Source organism: Lysobacter arenosi (assembly GCF_016613475.2).
Classification (GTDB): Bacteria; Pseudomonadota; Gammaproteobacteria; order Xanthomonadales; family Xanthomonadaceae; genus Lysobacter_J; species Lysobacter_J arenosi.
Window position 1 is genome coordinate 165,499 of the sequence record NZ_CP071517.1, and the last position, 16,005, is coordinate 181,503.

A 16,005-nucleotide genomic window follows, 5' to 3' on the forward strand; every position below is an offset into this window, starting at 1 on the left:
CACCATGACCATCAAGACAATGGACGGCACGTCCAAGCGCGGCCCCGGCCGAGTAGTGTCTGCGCGACGCCCTGGTACCTTGCGCCGCCTGACGCCCTTCTTCGTCACCCTGTGCGCGACGCTTGTCGCCGCGCCGGGACACGCAGTGGACATCCCGGTATTGCCGATGCAGACCGGCGTGGCCTACCCGGCGGCGAACGTCATGCTGATCCTCGACGACTCGCTGTCGATGGAAGGCGACACCCTTCCCTACAAGTTGTCGATCGATACCGGCGCCAGCGAGGACGAGGCGTATACCGCCAACTCGCTCGCCTACAACCCCGCCACGACATACTCCGCCTGGCTGGGCAGCAACAGCGAGCCCGTTACCGGAGGCACCACGTTCGACACCGCCTACAGCGATGCCTCGTTGCTTTCAGGCAGCGCCAACCTCGCCAATACCACACAGACGTTCTATATCCCCAAGCCCACTGCGACCAACCTGACGGTCTCTTCCAGCTACTACCGTTACCAGATTCTCAGTGGCACGGGCCGGGTCGTGCAGGCCGAATGGCTCAGCGCGGCGCCCACAACCCCGGCGGTGGCGCTGACCAGCGACTCCGATCTGCGCGCCAACAGGGGAGCCTGGGCATTGAAAGGCACCAGCGGCGCCGACACGGCTGCCGACGCGCCTGTCGCCGCCCGCTTTTCGTTCACCATCCCCGAAGTAGAGGGCAAGACGGTGTCGTTGACGGTCACGACGTCCGGAAACGACGCCGATGCGCACCTCTATGTGCGTCACTCCAATGACGGATCGCCTTCTACGAACCAGGGGAATAACAACAATAGTTGGCGCTGCAAGTCAGAAACGACGGGCAGCAGCGCCGAAACGTGCACGGCGTCGACCGCGCAGCCCGGCGTCTGGAACCTTGCCCTCAAGGCGCGCAACAACAGCAACAGCGACAGCTTCACTGGCGTCAGCTTCACCGTCAGCTATACGGTTACCGAGAACAACACCCTGGGTTGCACGGCCGCAAGTACCAGCGGCAATGCCTGGCGAAACTGCACGCGTACCACGCCCCAGTACAAGGCAGATGGCAGCAAGCGCACCGAACAAGCCGAGAAGGACAACTACGCAACCTGGTACTCATATCACCGCACCCGCATGAAGTCCGCGAAGAACGGCGCGAGCACGGCATTCGCCGGACTGCAGCAGAACATCCGCGTCGGCCTGATTGGCCTTTATCCCCCGGGCGACAACAAGTACCAGGGGTACAAGATCCCGGTTACGCACGACAGCGGATTGTTCAAGGATACCAATCGCTCGCAGTGGTTCACGAAACTCCACGAGATGGACGGCAAGAACACCACGCCGCTGCGCAAGGCGCTCAATACGGTTGGCAAGTATTTCTCCGAAACGGCCGATGACGGCCCGTACGGTCCCGCCACTGGTTCTGGCGCCACCAAGGTACAGCTGGCATGCCGACAGAACTTCGCCATCCTGACCACGGACGGTTACTGGAACAACTTCAACGGCACCGACGATCCGGACAACAACTACACGCACATCAGTGGTGATGAAGAAGACGGCGTGACGATCACAGGGCCGAACAATGGTGACTTCAAGTACACCAAGCAGGCACCCTACTGGTACAACCCGGCTGGTGATGCGGACGACGGCCTGGACACCACCACGCTGGCCGACGTTGCCATGCATTACTGGAAGACCGACCTGCGCACCCTCGAGAACAAGGTGCCTTCCTCCACGGCAAACCCTGCCTTCTGGCAGCACATGGTGACCTTCGGCATCAGCCTGGGCGCGCGTGGCCTGATGACCGATGCGCAGATCAAGGCGGCGAAGGAGAAGACCGCGGGTGCGTACTGGGTCCAGCCGAAGCACGCCACCAACGGCGACGACAACCCTCAGAACATCGATGACCTCCAGCATGCCGCCGTCAACAGTCGCGGCACCTTTGTCTCGGCGCAGGATCCCGAGCAGTTCGCCAAGGCGCTGAAATCGGCGCTCGCCACCGTGGCCGAGCGCCTGGGTTCGGCGTCCAACGTTTCCACCAACACATCGTCGCTGCAGGGCACCGATGGCCGGGTCTACCAGGCCAGCTATACGTCAGGCAAGTGGGCCGGCGAGTTGGCGGCCCACAGCGTCAGTAGCGCGGGCATTGACCTGACTCCGGCATGGATCGCCTCCGAGCATGTCCCGGCGGTGGCCAGCAGGAACATCAAGACCTGGGAGGGGTCGGAAGGCGTAGCGTTCCCCACCACTGACCAGGTGACGGCGCTGGGGGCGCAGGTCACGAGCATCTTCGGTTCGACTTCGACGGTTACCGGCGCGCAGATCGCCTCCTACATCAGGGGCGATCGGAGCAAGGAAACCAACCAGACCAATGGTGTTATGCGCGAGCGTTCGACGGTCCTGGGCGACATCGTGAACTCATCGCCGAACTACGTCGCGGACAGCAAGACCATCTTCGTCGGGGCCAACGACGGCATGCTGCACGCCTTCAAGACGGTGACCGAATCCAGTGGTCCGGTGGCCGGTACGGAGCTGTTTGCCTACGTGCCGCGCGGTGTCTCCATGACCGACCTGGCGCAACTCGCCAATCCGCTGTACGTGCACAAGTATTTCGTCGATGGTCCGATCACGGTGTCCAACACCACCCAGACCCCGGGCAAGAACTACTTGGTCGGCGCGCTGGGGCGCGGTGGCAAGGGCGTTTACGGGCTGGATGTCACCACCCCCGGCAGCTTCGACGACGACGACGTGCTTTGGGATCTGACTGGCTCCGCGGCACCGACCAACATGGGCCTGGTCCTGGGCGAGCCGTTGATGGTGAAACTCAACGACGCATCGAAAACAAAGGCCGTCGTGGTGAGCAACGGCATCAACAGCAGCACGGGAACCGCCAGCCTGTTCGTCATCAACGTCGCCACCGGCGACGTGATCCGCGAGATCGACACCGGCGTGACCGGCGACAACGGCCTCTCCGCGCCGCGTGGCGCCGATCTGGACGGAAACGGCACTGTCGATTACGTCTACGCCGGCGACCTCCAGGGCAATGTCTGGAAGTTCGATCTCCGGTCCAGCGCATCGGCGAGTTGGTCAAAGTCGAAGTTGTTCACCGCGATGGATGACGATGACAAGGCGCAGCCGATCACCGCAGGCGTTGCACTCGCGCGCAATCCGCTTACCGGGCAGATCTGGATTTTCGTCGGCACGGGCAGCTTCCTGACCGAGAACGACCGCGACAGCAACGACGTGCAGTCGATGTACGGCATCATCGATGACGGCGGGTCGTACGACCGCGGCGACTTGGCGGAACGCGAAATCATGGTGGTAACCACGAAGGACGGCCGAAAGGTGCGCGCGTTCCAGCAGCACATCGAATCGCTGGAAAGCGGGAACAAGGGCTGGTACATCGACCTCGACGATCCCGAGCCGGGTGAGCGCATTGTCAGCAATCCGCGAGTCAGCGGTACGGCTCTGATCACGGCCAGCCTGATTCCGCCGGACGACGAAACGACGACCGACTGTGAGAGTGGCGGCTCGGGCTATATCAACGCACTCGACGCATTCACCGGCACCAGCCTTTCGGAGTCGTACTTCGATTCCAATGGCAATGGTGATTCCAGCGACGATACCGTTGCAGATGCCGACGGAAACCAGCTGCCGATCGGCTCGGTCGACCTGGGCGTGGGCATGCCGACGCTTCCCACCGTCATCGACTCGCTGCTGGTCGTGGGCGGTTCGAAGGGCACCCTTGGCTCGGTCACCGTTAACCCGCAAGGCGGACAACCCCGCCGCGTGTCCTGGCGCGAAATTCAGAGGAACTGACGAATGATGCCGAGCTCCAAGAATGCGGTTCTCCCGGCCCGGACACGCCAGCGCGGCGCGCCCGGAAAGGCGGCGGGTTTCACCCTGATCGAGTTGATGATCGTGGTGCTCGTTATCGCGGTCCTCATGGCCATCGCTTACGCGAGCTACCAGGGGGTGGTGGTCAAGTCGCGCCGCGTCGCGGCCGAAGGCTGCCTGATGCAGCACGCGCAGTTCATGGAGCGCTACTACACGACCAACTTCACTTATGTGGGGGGGGCGGCCCCGGCCTGCGATGCCGATGTCGCGAATTTCTACACCGTGGGCTTCGTAGCGGATCCGACCCGAGCGGCGTTCACGCTGCAGGCTGCGCCCAAGTCAAACCAGCGCGATGGGAAATGCGGCACCCTCACGCTCGACGAGAAGGGGCAGCGGGGTGAAGGCGGTACGGGCTCGGTCGACGACTGCTGGTAAATCCGGTCCGGGCGCGCACCAGGCGCCCGGCGTCATGCCTGCCAACTCCGTGGAATCAAGAAAATGCCCGCATCGATGCGGGCATTCTTCTTGGGCGATCGTGCCGGTACAAGGCAAAAAAAAAAGACCTGCGACAGCGTCGCAGGTCTTTTTTATTATCTGGCGCCCGAAGTTGGACTTGACGCGGGCGCCACGGTCGCCGGAGGCGTCGGCCTGACGGTCATGTGGCGCGCGTCAGGGATGAACGTCTAAGCCAGCCCCGGCTGGTACGCGGCAAGGAACGAGTTCAGTCGCGGCGCGTCGTAAGCGCACACCAGCCCGTTGTACTGGCCGCCGAGGATGTGCAGGCGCATCACGTCGTAGCGATGGCCCGGTTCGCGCACGTCCATCCGCCGGCCCTGATGGACCGCGTACACATACGGGAAGGCGTTGGTCAGGTAGTCGAGGAAGTCGGGGACCGAAACGCGGTGGAAGGCGTTGAGGCACCAGTGGTTCATCTCCAGCGCTATGACCGGGCGATAGCGCCATAGCGTCTCCGGAGCGCCCTTGATGACCTCCAGTTCGTAGCCCTCCACGTCCATCTTGATGAAGTCCACCGGGCCGATCTGCTGGGCTCGCACCACGTCGTCCAGGCGATTGATCTGGATCGTCTCGACCGTGTGCCCCTCGGTGGCCTTGGTCTGATCCGACACGAAGCCACCCGATCTGTTGTTCGGGGCAAAGGTCAGTTCGGATACCGCCGCGGCCCGGCCCAGCCCGAGGTTATGCGTGGTCACGTTCGGCGCCTGCCGCGTGTTCTGGTGCAGCCAGTGATGCGTACTGGGCGATGGCTCGAAGGCGTGGACCTGCTTGGCGATCTGGCTCAGGAGCAGGGCAGTGCAGCCGACATTGGCACCGATGTCCAACGCGACGTTACTGCCGGAGGCAAGGTGCCGGAACAGCTTCACGGTGTCAGGCTCAAACACCCCTCCATGTGCTGCGAGGTAGTCGTCGTCGGAGACGAGGGTGTAGCCCCGTCCGCCAATATCGATCCGTGCCGCTTGCTCCATTTAGCTTCACTCCGGACAGGTCTGCCCGATCATAAGGCATGCGCCTGCTGCAGATTGGGCGCTCCTAAGCGCGGCTTCGTCAGCGGCCCGGCCACTAGCCGCTGGCTGCACTGCGGCCCTGTAGCCGTCGCAGTGATCGCATTCCACAACGACCTGTGGCGGACGACCCTCAACCGGCATCTAGATGTGGGCATGGAGCGCAAGGCCAACGCGCCGTGTGAGGCCGTGGCGATCGCTTGGGTGGACCGGTGGGCTGTGGCGAATGCGGGGCGGATCAGGCGAGAGCTACCTGCACAGCCCAAGAGTTTTCGACAGTCCCGACAATTTTTGGAAAGTGGCCGCAGAAACGAAAAAGGCCCGCATCTCTGCAGGCCTCGATCTATATAGCTTGTACTGGCGCCCGAAGTTGGACTCGAACCAACGACCCCCTGATTAACAGTCAAGTGCTCTAACCGGCTGAGCTATTCGGGCGGGGACGGGCATTGTAAAGCCTCAGCGGACAGGGTCAATAGTCCAGGCGGAGATCAGGGGGAATTACTGCTGATCGTGGCCATTGGCGTGCGTTCCGATCGGATCCGGCCTGCCTGGCTCACCTTGATGACACCAATCAATGGGCCATCCGCGTCGGCGTACACGTACAAGGTGAGATTGCTCCCCTCGCTGAAGCCGCCCGCCTGGAAGCGCAGACGCGGGCGATTGCTTGTGATCACCAGCCCGCGTCCGCCGGACGAAGCACGCACAAGCCTGCCGTCGCGTGCGGTGAATGCGATCCATCCCTGGTCCCAGACGCTGTCGTGCCTGCAGGTGACGCCATCCTGGCTCGGGCAGACCACGACCGGGGCGTTTCGCATCAGCGAGTGGGTTCTCGCCATCGCCAGCGATGCCGTCAATTCATGGAAAACGCCATTGGCCCGGACCGCCAGGGTCATTTGCCTGAACGCGGGAGCGACCAGGCCCAGCGTCACCCCCAGTATCGCCACGGCCACCAGCAGTTCGATCAAGGTCAGGCCTTGCATGTGCCGGTCCATGGCGCCAGTTCCGGTGTCGCGGGCAGCCGACTATCCGCGCGCCGGCAGCTGAATCCAGTCGGCGCCCGGACGTGAGCCGGGGTAGGGAAGGGCCGCCGCTGCCCCCATCTCCAGCAGCGACTACACTGAAGGATTACCCCCGGGGCCATCGCCGATGAACGACAGTCTCCATCCCGCAGGCTTCCAGCTGGTATCGCCCTACGAGCCCGCGGGTGACCAGCCGCAGGCGATCGCGCGCCTGGTGGATGGCTTCGAGAGCGGACTGGCCTCCCAGACCATGCTCGGCGTGACCGGCTCGGGCAAGACCTTCACCGTCGCCAACATCGTCCAGTCGGTGCAGAAGCCGACCCTGGTGATGGCGCCCAACAAGACCCTCGCCGCGCAGCTGTACGGCGAGTTCAAGGCGTACTTCCCGCACAACGCGGTCGAATATTTCGTCAGCTACTACGACTACTACCAGCCCGAAGCCTACGTGCCGTCGAGCGACACCTTCATCGAGAAGGACAGCTCGGTCAACGAGCACATCGAGCAGATGCGCCTGTCGGCGACCAAGGCGCTGCTGGAGCGCCGCGACACGATCATCGTCTGCACGGTGTCGGCCATCTACGGCCTGGGTGATCCCAACGAATACTTCCGCATGGTCCTGCACATGGTCCGTGGCGAGCGCATCGACCAGCGCGAGCTGATCCGCCGCCTGACCGAGATGCAGTACACCCGCAACGACACCGAGCTGCGCCGCGCGACCTATCGCGTTCGCGGCGAGGTCGTCGACGTGCATCCGGCGGAAAGCGATTCCGAGGCGTTGCGGATCGAGTTGTTCGACGGCGAGATCGAGCAGCTCAGCGTGTTCGACCCGCTCACCGGCGAGACCCTGCGCCGCGTGCCGCGCTACACCATCTACCCCGGTTCGCATTACGTCACCACGCGCCGCACCGTGCTCGACGCGATCGAGACGATCAAGGATGAGTTGCGCATGCGCCTGGAGCAGCTCTACGCCGAGAACAAGCTGGTCGAGGCGCAGCGCCTCGCCCAGCGCACCCAGTTCGACCTGGAGATGCTGGCCGAGGTCGGCTACTGCAACGGCATCGAGAACTACTCGCGCCACCTCACCGGGCACATGCCCGACGAGCCGCCGCCGTGCCTGTTCGACTACCTGCCGCCGGACGCGCTGCTGGTGGTCGACGAGTCGCACGTGACCGTTCCGCAGATCGGCGCGATGTACAAGGGCGACCGCTCACGCAAGGAAACCCTGGTGCAGTTCGGTTTCCGCCTGCCGTCGGCGCTCGACAACCGACCGCTGCGCTTCGAGGAATGGGAAGGCCGCTCGCCGCGTGCCATCTATGTCTCCGCTACGCCGGGCCCATACGAGCTGCGCAAGTCCGAAGGCCAGATCGTCGAACTGGTGGTGCGCCCGACCGGCCTGGTCGATCCGGAAGTCGAGATCCGCCCGGTCGGCACGCAGGTCGACGACGTGCTCGGCGAGATCCGCGAGCGCGTCGCCATGGGCGACCGCGTGCTGATCACGACGCTGACCAAGCGCATGGCCGAGAACCTCACCGAGTACCTCGGCGAGCACGGCGTGCGCGTGCGCTACCTGCACTCGGACATCGAGACCGTCGAACGCGTGGAGATCATCCGCGACCTGCGCCTGGGCAAGTTCGACGTGCTGGTCGGCATCAACCTGCTGCGCGAGGGCCTGGACATGCCGGAGGTGTCGCTGGTGGCGATCCTCGATGCCGACAAGGAAGGCTTCCTGCGTTCGGCCGGTTCGCTGATCCAGACCATCGGCCGCGCCGCGCGCAACCTGCGCGGCAAGGCGATCCTTTACGCCGACCGCATCACCAACTCGATGCAGAAGGCGATCGACGAGACCGACCGTCGCCGCCAGAAACAGGTCGAATACAACCTCGAACACGGCATCACGCCCAAGTCGATCGCCAAAGCCATCGTCGATGTCATGGAGGGCGCACGCGCCGAACCGGGCGAGACCGCGAAGGGCAGGGGCAAGGCACGCAAGGTCGCCGAGGACCTGGCCGAGTACGCCCGGCTCAGCCCGAGTCAGTTCGCGGCGCGGATCAAGGCGCTGGAGCAGCAGATGTACCAGCACGCGCGCGATCTGGAGTTCGAGGAAGCCGCGGCGGTGCGCGACCAGTTGCGGCAACTGAAGGACGCAGGCTTCGCTGCCTGATTCCTTCACTATCGTTCCCGCCAAGGCGGGAATGAGACGACAAGGGTGTTGCCGCCATCGCGCCGACGGGCTAAACTGCGCGCCCTCGTGAGCCACTTGTGGCGAAACGAAGGGCGGTTAGCTCAGCGGTAGAGCACTACCTTGACATGGTAGGGGTCACAGGTTCGAACCCTGTACCGCCCACCAATATGTTGCGAACGGCCGGGCTCTGCCCGGCCGTTCTGCTTTCCGGGCCCGGGTTTCCGATGCCTGCACGCGCTCCGGCGTTGACTTGGCCGCGCGAAGACCCAACTATTTCACCCTGGCATCCGGCAATCGGCCGGAGGCAGGACCCAGAGGTGGCCCGCGGCAACACCGTCGGCCGAGCGTGCGACATGAGCACTACCACTTCCCATCGCTGAACGCCGACGACGCCCCTGCAGGACGGCGCCGCGGCGCCGTTTTTGTTTCCGGAAGCCGACATTTGCCGCCGCTTCCGACGATCTCCAACCGCCAAGCCGCGCACCCGCGCGCCAGCAAGACGCCCTCTCATGATCGCAATCACCCTCCCTGACGGCAGCCGCCGCGAATTCGAACAGCCCGTGTCCGTCGGCGAGGTCGCCGCCTCGATCGGCGCCGGCCTGGCCAAGGCTGCCCTTGCGGGCAAGGTCGACGGCAAGCTCGTCGATTCCAGCTTCCGCATCGACCACGACGCCTCGCTCGAGATCGTCACCGAAAAGCACCCCGACGCCCTCGAAGTGCTGCGCCACTCCACCGCGCACCTGCTGGCGCAGGCCGTGCAGCGCCTGTACCCGGGCGCGCAGGTCACCATCGGCCCGGTCATCGACAACGGCTTCTATTACGACTTCGCCTACGAGCGCCCGTTCACGCCGGAAGACCTGCCGGCGATCGAGGCGGAGATGCAGAAGATCGTCAAGGAAGCCCTGCCGGTCTCGCGTGGCGTGAAGTCGCGTGACGACGCGGTCGCGTTCTTCCGTGGCATCGGCGAGGCCTACAAGGCCGAGATCATCGAATCGATCCCGGCCAGCGAAGACCTCTCGCTGTACAGCCAGGGCGAGTTCACCGACCTGTGCCGCGGCCCGCACGTGCCGTCCACCGACAAGCTGCGCGCCTTCAAGCTGATGAAGGTCGCCGGCGCCTACTGGCGCGGCGATTCCAACAACCAGATGCTCAGCCGCATCTACGGCACCGCCTGGCTCAACGACAAGGACCTCAAGGCCTACCTGACCCAGCTTGAGGAAGCCGAGAAGCGCGACCATCGCAAGATCGCCAAGCAGCAGGACCTGTTCCACCTGCAGGAAGAGGCCCCGGGCCTGATCTTCTGGCACCCCAAGGGCTGGTCGATCTGGCAGGTCGTCGAGCAGTACATGCGCAAGGTCTACCGCGACAGCGGATACCAGGAAGTGCGCTGCCCGCAGATCCTCGACGTGTCGCTGTGGCAGAAGTCCGGCCACTGGGACAACTACCAGGAGAACATGTTCTTCACCGAGTCGGAGAAGCGCACCTACGCGCTCAAGCCGATGAACTGCCCGGGTCACGTGCAGGTGTTCAACCACGGCCTGCACAGCTACCGCGACCTGCCGATCCGCTACGGCGAGTTCGGCGCCTGCCACCGCAACGAGCCCTCCGGCGCGCTGCACGGCATCCTGCGCGTGCGCGGTTTCACCCAGGACGACGGCCACATCTTCTGCACCGAGGACCAGATCGAGGCCGAGGTCAGCGCCTTCCACCAGCAAGCCCTGGCCGTCTACGACGTCTTCGGCTTCAGTGAGATCCAGATCAAGATCGCCCTGCGCCCGGACAAGCGCCTGGGCGACGATGCCACCTGGGACAAGGCCGAGAACGCCCTGCGTTCGGCCCTGAGCGCGGCCGGCGTGCAGTGGGAAGAGCTGCCCGGCGAGGGCGCCTTCTACGGCCCCAAGATCGAATACCACCTCAAGGACGCCATCGGCCGCACCTGGCAGCTGGGCACCATGCAGGTCGATTTCATGATGCCGGGCCGCCTGGGCGCCGAATATGTCGACGAAAGCAGCCAGCGCCGCCACCCGGTGATGCTGCACCGGGCCATTGTCGGCTCGATGGAGCGCTTCATCGGCATCCTGATCGAGCACCATGCCGGCCAGTTCCCGGCCTGGCTGGCCCCGATCCAGGCGGTGGTCATGAACATCACCGATGCCCAGGGCGATTACGTGGACGAAGTCCGGAAAACCCTTGCAAATCAAGGATTCCGGGTCCACGCCGATTTGCGCAACGAAAAGATCGGCTATAAGATTCGCGAGCATACCCTGCAGCGCGTGCCCTACCTGCTCGTGGTCGGAGACCGTGAGAAGGAAAACGGCCAGATTTCTGTGCGCACGCGGGGAGGGGAGGACCTCGGGACGATGACCGTCTCCGAATTCGCCTCGCGTTTGCGCAATGAGGGCGTTCAATAAGCCCGTGAGCTGCCCAGGTCCGGCTGCCACCCCACGGTGGCCGGCACGATCCATACCGGAGATTGCAACATCAGTACCCCCGAAAAGCCGAATCGCAAGAACCAGGAAATCCGCGTCCCGCGCGTGCGCGTGATTGGTAGTGATGGCGAGATGATCGGCGTGCTTACGCGCGACGAAGCGCTGCGCATGGCAGAAGACGAAGGCCTCGACCTCGTCGAAATCCAGCCCAACGCTGATCCGCCGGTCTGCAAGGTCATGGACTTCGGCAAGTTCCGCTTCGAGCAGCAGAAGAAGGCCAACGAGGCGAAGAAGAAGACCAAGCAGGTCGAGATCAAGGAACTCAAGTTCCGTCCGGTGACCGACGAAGGCGACTACCAGATCAAGCTGCGCAACATGCGCCGCTTCCTGGAAGAGGGCGACAAGGTCAAGGTCAACATCCGCTTCCGTGGCCGAGAGATGAGCCACCAGGAACTCGGCCGCGAGATGGCCGCGCGGATCGAGGCCGACCTGGGCGAGGACATCGTGATCGAGTCGCGCCCGCGCCTGGAAGGCCGGCAGATGGTCATGATGATCGCGCCGAAGAAGAAGGTCTGACGCTTTACACCCTCTCCCGCCTGCGGAGAGGGGCTCAGGGGGCCAAACCCCCCGCTCAAACCTCTGATTCTGAAAGAAAACATTTGCAAGCCCGGCAGCCAGCCCGCATAATGTGCGGCCCGGTTCGCCGGGTTTGTTGTGTGCTGTACCAGGAACCTGTCGTAGAATCCTTTCAAGATCAACGACTTACAAGCCGGCAAGGGCAGGACGGAAAGAGTGGCGCAAGCCACCGCCCAGGCCAGTGACCAAACTCCGAAAGGACATCGCAATGCCCAAGATCAAGACCAATCGGGCGGCAGCCAAGCGCTTCCGGAAGACTGCTTCCGGCAAGTACAAGTGCGGCCACGCCAACAAGAGCCACATCCTCACCAAGAAGGCGACCAAGCGGAAGCGCAACCTGCGGCAGACGAACCATGTTCGTGCCGAGGACGCGGGCCGTCTGGACCGCATGCTGCCTTATCTCTGAGGAGGACTGAACAATGGCACGAGTTAAGCGTGGTGTTACGGCGCGCCGCCGTCACAAGAAAATCCTGAAGCAGGCCAAGGGCTACTATCACGCCCGTCGCAAGGTCTTCCGCGTCGCCAAGCAGGCGGTGACGAAGGCCCTGCAGTACGCCTACATCGGTCGTAAGCAGAAGAAGCGTCATTTCCGTTCGCTGTGGATCACCCGCATCAATGCGGCTGCCCGCATCAACGGCATGAGCTACAGCCGTTTCATCAACGGCCTGCTGAAGGCTGGCATCACCCTCGACCGTAAGGTGCTGGCGGACATCGCCGTGCACGACGCGCAGGGTTTTGCAGCGCTGGCAGAGAAGGCGAAGAGCGCGCTCGCGGCGTAAGTTGCTCGCCCGGTTCCACGGTCCGCACTGCGGATCGTGTTGCCGCGGCACAACGCAGTACACGCATGGGGAAGGGCGCAAGTCCTTCCCCATGTTTCGTTTTGGACGATGCTTTTTGTCCGGGGGTTGCTGGCAAATGAGTGGAATCGAATCACTGACGCAGCAGGCGCTTGGCGAGATCGCCGCCGCCGACACGCCCGACGCCGTCGAGGCGTTGCGCGTCGCGCTGCTGGGCAAGCAGGGCAGCGTCACCGCGCAGCTCAAGCAGCTGGGCGCATTGCCCGCCGACCAGCGCAAGAGCGCCGGCGAGGCCATCAATCGCGCGCGTGACGCGCTGACCGACGCACTGGGCGAGCGCAAGCGCGTGCTCGACGATGCCGCGCTGGATTCGCGCCTGGCCTCCGAGAGCATCGACGTCACCCTGCCGGGCATCGACGCCGGCCGCGGTGGCCTGCATCCGGTCAGCCGCACCATGGAGCGCATCGCCGAGATCTTCGGTCGCCTGGGCTTCGAGCTCAGCAATGGCCCGGAGATCGAGGACGACTGGCACAACTTCGAGGCCCTGAACTTCCCGCCGCACCACCCGGCGCGGGCCATGCACGACACCTTCTACTTCGGCGACGGCCGCCTGCTGCGCACGCATACCTCCGGTGTGCAGGTGCGCTACATGCAGGACACCCGCCCGCCGCTGCGCATGATCGCGCTGGGCAAGGTCTACCGCAGCGACAGCGACCAGACCCACACGCCGATGTTCCACCAGTGCGAAGGCCTGCTCGTCGACGAGCACGCCAGCTTCGCCGACCTCAAGGGCACGCTGGCCGAGTTTGTGCGCGCGTTCTTCGAGCGCGACTTCGAGATGCGCTTCCGCCCGAGCTATTTCCCCTTCACCGAGCCGTCCGCTGAAGTCGACATCGCCTGGCAGCAGCCCGACGGTTCGACCCGCTGGCTGGAAGTGCTCGGCTGCGGCATGGTCCACCCGAACGTGCTGCGCAACGTCGGCATCGATCCGGAGAAGTACACCGGCTATGCCTTCGGCCTGGGCGTGGAGCGCTTCGCGATGCTGCGTTACGGCGTCGATGACCTGCGCAGCTTCTTCGACAACGACGTGCGCTTCCTGAAGCAGTTCGCTTGAGCGACAGCAAATGGGTCCCGGCGTTCGCCGGGATGACGAAGCAGAGATACCGGACACCAACGCCGCAATGAAATTCTCCGAAAACTGGCTGCGACAGCATGTGCCGACCACCGCGACGCGCGACGAACTCGCCGCGACGCTGACCGCGATCGGCCTGGAAGTCGAGGAAGTGACCGCGCTGGGCGAATCGCTCGACGGCGTCGTCGTCGGCCACATCGTCAGCGCCGAAAAGCATCCCGAAGCCGACCGCCTGCAGGTCTGCCAGGTCGACACCGGCAATGGCACCGTGCAGATCGTCTGCGGCGCGCCCAATGCGCGCCCGGGCCTGAAGGCACCGCTGGCGATGGTCGGCGCGAACCTGCCCGGCGGCATCGCGATCAAGGCCGCCAAGCTGCGCGGCGTCGAGTCGTCGGGAATGCTGTGCTCGGCCAAGGAACTGGGCGTCGATCCCGACGCATCGGGCCTGCTCGAGTTGCCGGTCGATGCGCCGGTGGGCGCGCCGCTCGCGCAGTACCTCGGCCTTCCCGATGCCAGCATCGAGATCAAGCTCACGCCCAACCGCGCCGACTGCTTCAGCGTCCGTGGAATCGCCTACGACGTGGCCGCGGCACTGGCCAGCGAAGTGCATGACTTCGACGCCACGCCGGTGGTGGCACAGAGCGATGCGACGATGGTCGTCGAACTGCAGGCCGGCGCCCGCGTGCCGCGCTTCGTCGGCCGCGTCATCGACAACGTCGACGCCACGGTGGCGACGCCGGCATGGATGGCCGAACGCCTGCGCCGCAGCGGCGTGCGTCCGATCAGCTTCCTCGTCGACGTCACCCAGTACGTGATGCTCGAACTCGGGCAGCCGATGCACGCCTTCGACAAGGCGACGCTGGAAGGCGCCGTAGTCGTTCGCCCGGCACGCGCGGGCGAGGAACTCAAACTGCTCGACGGCCGCACGGTCGCGCTCGACGAGGAGTTCCTCGTCGTCGCCGACAGCCGTGGCGGCAATGGCGCACGCGCAGTTGCGCTCGGCGGAATCATGGGCGGGTTCGACACCCGCGTGACCGATGCCACCCGCAGCGTCTTCCTTGAAGCCGCGCACTGGGTGCCGTCGGCGATCATCGGCCGCAGCCGCAAGCTCGGCATGCACACCGATGCCGGCCACCGCTTCGAGCGTGGCGTCGATCCGGAGCTGCCGCGCATCGCCGTCGAGTACGCGACGAAGCTGATCCTCGACATCGCCGGCGGTGTCACCGGCCCGATCATCGAAGCCGTATTGCCCGAACACCTGCAGCCGTCGCAGCCGATCACGCTGCGACGCGCGCGCCTGGCGCGCGTGCTGGGCCTGCAGGTCGCCGATGCCGAAGTCGAGCGCATCCTGCGCGCGCTCGGCCTGTCGGTGGAGAACCTTGCTGACGGTTGGCGCGTGATCCCGCCGAGCCGCCGCTTCGACCTGGCGATCGAGGAAGACCTGATCGAGGAAATCGCGCGCATCCACGGCTACGACTCGATCCCCACGACGCTGCCGAGCGGCGCCGCGCGCCTGGTCGCGCCGAGCGAAACCCGCGTCGAGGACGCCAGCGCCCGCCGCCAGATGGCCTCGCGCGACTACCTGGAAGCGGTCAACTACGCCTTCGTCGAAGCCGACCTGCTGGCCCGGTGGGGCAAGGCCGACGGTGCCGTGCCACTGGCCAACCCGCTCAGCGCCGAGCTGGGCGTGATGCGCACGGCCCTGCTGCCCGGCCTGGTCGCCGCGCTGGCGCGCAACACCGTGCGCCAGCAGCCGCGCGTGCGCCTGTTCGAGCTGGGCAATGTCTTCAGCGCAAATGGAAGCGATGCACCGCGCGAGACCCCGCGCATTGCCGCCGCTATCTGCGGCGAGGCGACCGCCGAGCAGTGGGCGACGACCGCCCGTCCGGCCGGTTTCCACGACCTCCGGGGCGACCTGGACAGCCTGGCTGCCCTGGCCGGTGCCAACCTCGAATACCGCCCGTCGCAGCCCTCCTGGGCGCACCCGGGCCGTTCCGCCGACGTCTACCGCGACGGTGTCCAGCTGGGCTGGATCGGCCAGCTGCACCCCCGCCTGCAGCGCTCATTGGACATCGATGTCGACGTGGTGGCCTTCGAGCTCGATCTGGAGCCGCTGTTCAGGCGCGCGGTGGCCAAGGCCGGCGCGCTGTCGAAGTACCCGTCGGTGCGCCGCGACCTGGCGTTCGTCGTGGCTGAATCGGTCACCACCTGGGGTGCCTTGTCGGCCGCCGTTCGTCGGGCTGCGGGAACCGCTCTTCGCGATCTGGTCCTGTTCGACAAATACCAGGGCAAGGGCGTGGAACCGGGTTTCAAAAGTCTTGCTATGGGCTTGATTCTGCAGGATGAATCGCGCACGCTCACTGACCGTGACGTGGACGCAACGGTGGCTTCGGTGACCGATGCCCTGCAGCGCGAACACGGTGCGGTGATCCGGGGCTGAGGT

12 protein-coding genes and 2 tRNA genes are annotated in these 16,005 nt (G+C 64.9%); 11 read left to right on the forward strand and 3 right to left on the reverse strand.

All coding sequences use genetic code 11. From position 1 onward, the window contains the following. Positions 1-4: 4 nt before the first annotated feature. From HIV01_RS18055 to HIV01_RS00850, 3 genes are all read left to right on the forward strand, one after another. Positions 5-3,829 carry a PilC/PilY family type IV pilus protein gene (locus HIV01_RS18055; RefSeq protein WP_245156880.1) on the forward strand — a complete coding sequence of 1,275 codons (3,825 nt, stop codon included), beginning with the start codon at positions 5-7 and terminating at the stop codon, positions 3,827-3,829. A 3-nt stretch (positions 3,830-3,832) separates the two neighbouring features. After that, on the forward strand, positions 3,833-4,282 hold the full coding sequence (locus tag HIV01_RS00845) for a type IV pilin protein (protein ID WP_425600243.1): 450 nt from the start codon (positions 3,833-3,835) through the stop codon (positions 4,280-4,282). 63 nt (positions 4,283-4,345) lie between these two features. Next, positions 4,346-4,534, forward strand: coding sequence for a hypothetical protein (locus tag HIV01_RS00850; RefSeq protein ID WP_200604409.1), 189 nt, complete (start codon positions 4,346-4,348; stop codon positions 4,532-4,534). Here HIV01_RS00850 and HIV01_RS00855 read toward each other — a convergent pair. The 3 genes from HIV01_RS00855 to HIV01_RS00865 form a co-directional block, all read right to left on the reverse strand. After that, positions 4,531-5,331, reverse strand: coding sequence for an FkbM family methyltransferase (locus HIV01_RS00855; protein ID WP_200604410.1), 801 nt, complete (start codon positions 5,329-5,331; stop codon positions 4,531-4,533). The two genes, HIV01_RS00850 and HIV01_RS00855, sit on opposite strands and share 4 nt — an antisense overlap. 394 nt (positions 5,332-5,725) lie before the next feature. Then, a tRNA-Asn gene (locus tag HIV01_RS00860) sits at positions 5,726-5,802 on the reverse strand. A 53-nt stretch (positions 5,803-5,855) separates the two neighbouring features. Then, positions 5,856-6,347, reverse strand: coding sequence for a GspH/FimT family pseudopilin (locus HIV01_RS00865; protein ID WP_200604411.1), 492 nt, complete (start codon positions 6,345-6,347; stop codon positions 5,856-5,858). Positions 6,348-6,513: 166 nt separating this feature from the next. Here HIV01_RS00865 and uvrB point away from each other — a divergent pair, with 166 nt between their 5' ends. The 8 genes from uvrB to pheT all read left to right on the forward strand — a co-directional run bounded on the left by uvrB (position 6,514) and on the right by pheT (position 16,002). After that, positions 6,514-8,547: an excinuclease ABC subunit UvrB gene (gene uvrB / locus HIV01_RS00870; protein ID WP_200604412.1), complete on the forward strand. Its 2,034-nt coding sequence runs from the start codon at positions 6,514-6,516 to the stop codon at positions 8,545-8,547. A 111-nt stretch (positions 8,548-8,658) separates the two neighbouring features. Beyond that, positions 8,659-8,733, forward strand: a tRNA-Val gene (locus HIV01_RS00875). Positions 8,734-9,077: 344 nt separating this feature from the next. Beyond that, entirely contained in the window at positions 9,078-10,979 is a 1,902-nt protein-coding gene (gene thrS, locus HIV01_RS00880) for a threonine--tRNA ligase (protein ID WP_200604413.1), read from the forward strand. 69 nt (positions 10,980-11,048) lie between these two features. Next, complete coding sequence (gene infC / locus HIV01_RS00885; RefSeq protein WP_245157025.1) at positions 11,049-11,573, forward strand: translation initiation factor IF-3; 525 nt, start codon at positions 11,049-11,051, stop codon at positions 11,571-11,573. Between the two features lie 268 nt (positions 11,574-11,841). Continuing rightward, positions 11,842-12,039, forward strand: a complete 198-nt coding sequence (gene rpmI / locus HIV01_RS00890) for a 50S ribosomal protein L35 (protein WP_027083463.1) — start codon at positions 11,842-11,844, stop codon at positions 12,037-12,039. Positions 12,040-12,052: 13 nt separating this feature from the next. Then, a complete protein-coding gene (rplT, locus tag HIV01_RS00895; RefSeq protein ID WP_158733136.1) occupies positions 12,053-12,412 on the forward strand; it encodes a 50S ribosomal protein L20 in 360 nt (119 codons plus the stop codon). A gap of 136 nt (positions 12,413-12,548) precedes the next feature. Beyond that, on the forward strand, positions 12,549-13,544 hold the full coding sequence (gene pheS / locus HIV01_RS00900) for a phenylalanine--tRNA ligase subunit alpha (RefSeq protein ID WP_200604414.1): 996 nt from the start codon (positions 12,549-12,551) through the stop codon (positions 13,542-13,544). A 67-nt stretch (positions 13,545-13,611) separates the two neighbouring features. After that, complete coding sequence (gene pheT, locus HIV01_RS00905) at positions 13,612-16,002, forward strand: phenylalanine--tRNA ligase subunit beta (protein WP_207527038.1); 2,391 nt, start codon at positions 13,612-13,614, stop codon at positions 16,000-16,002. Positions 16,003-16,005 lie beyond the last annotated feature (3 nt).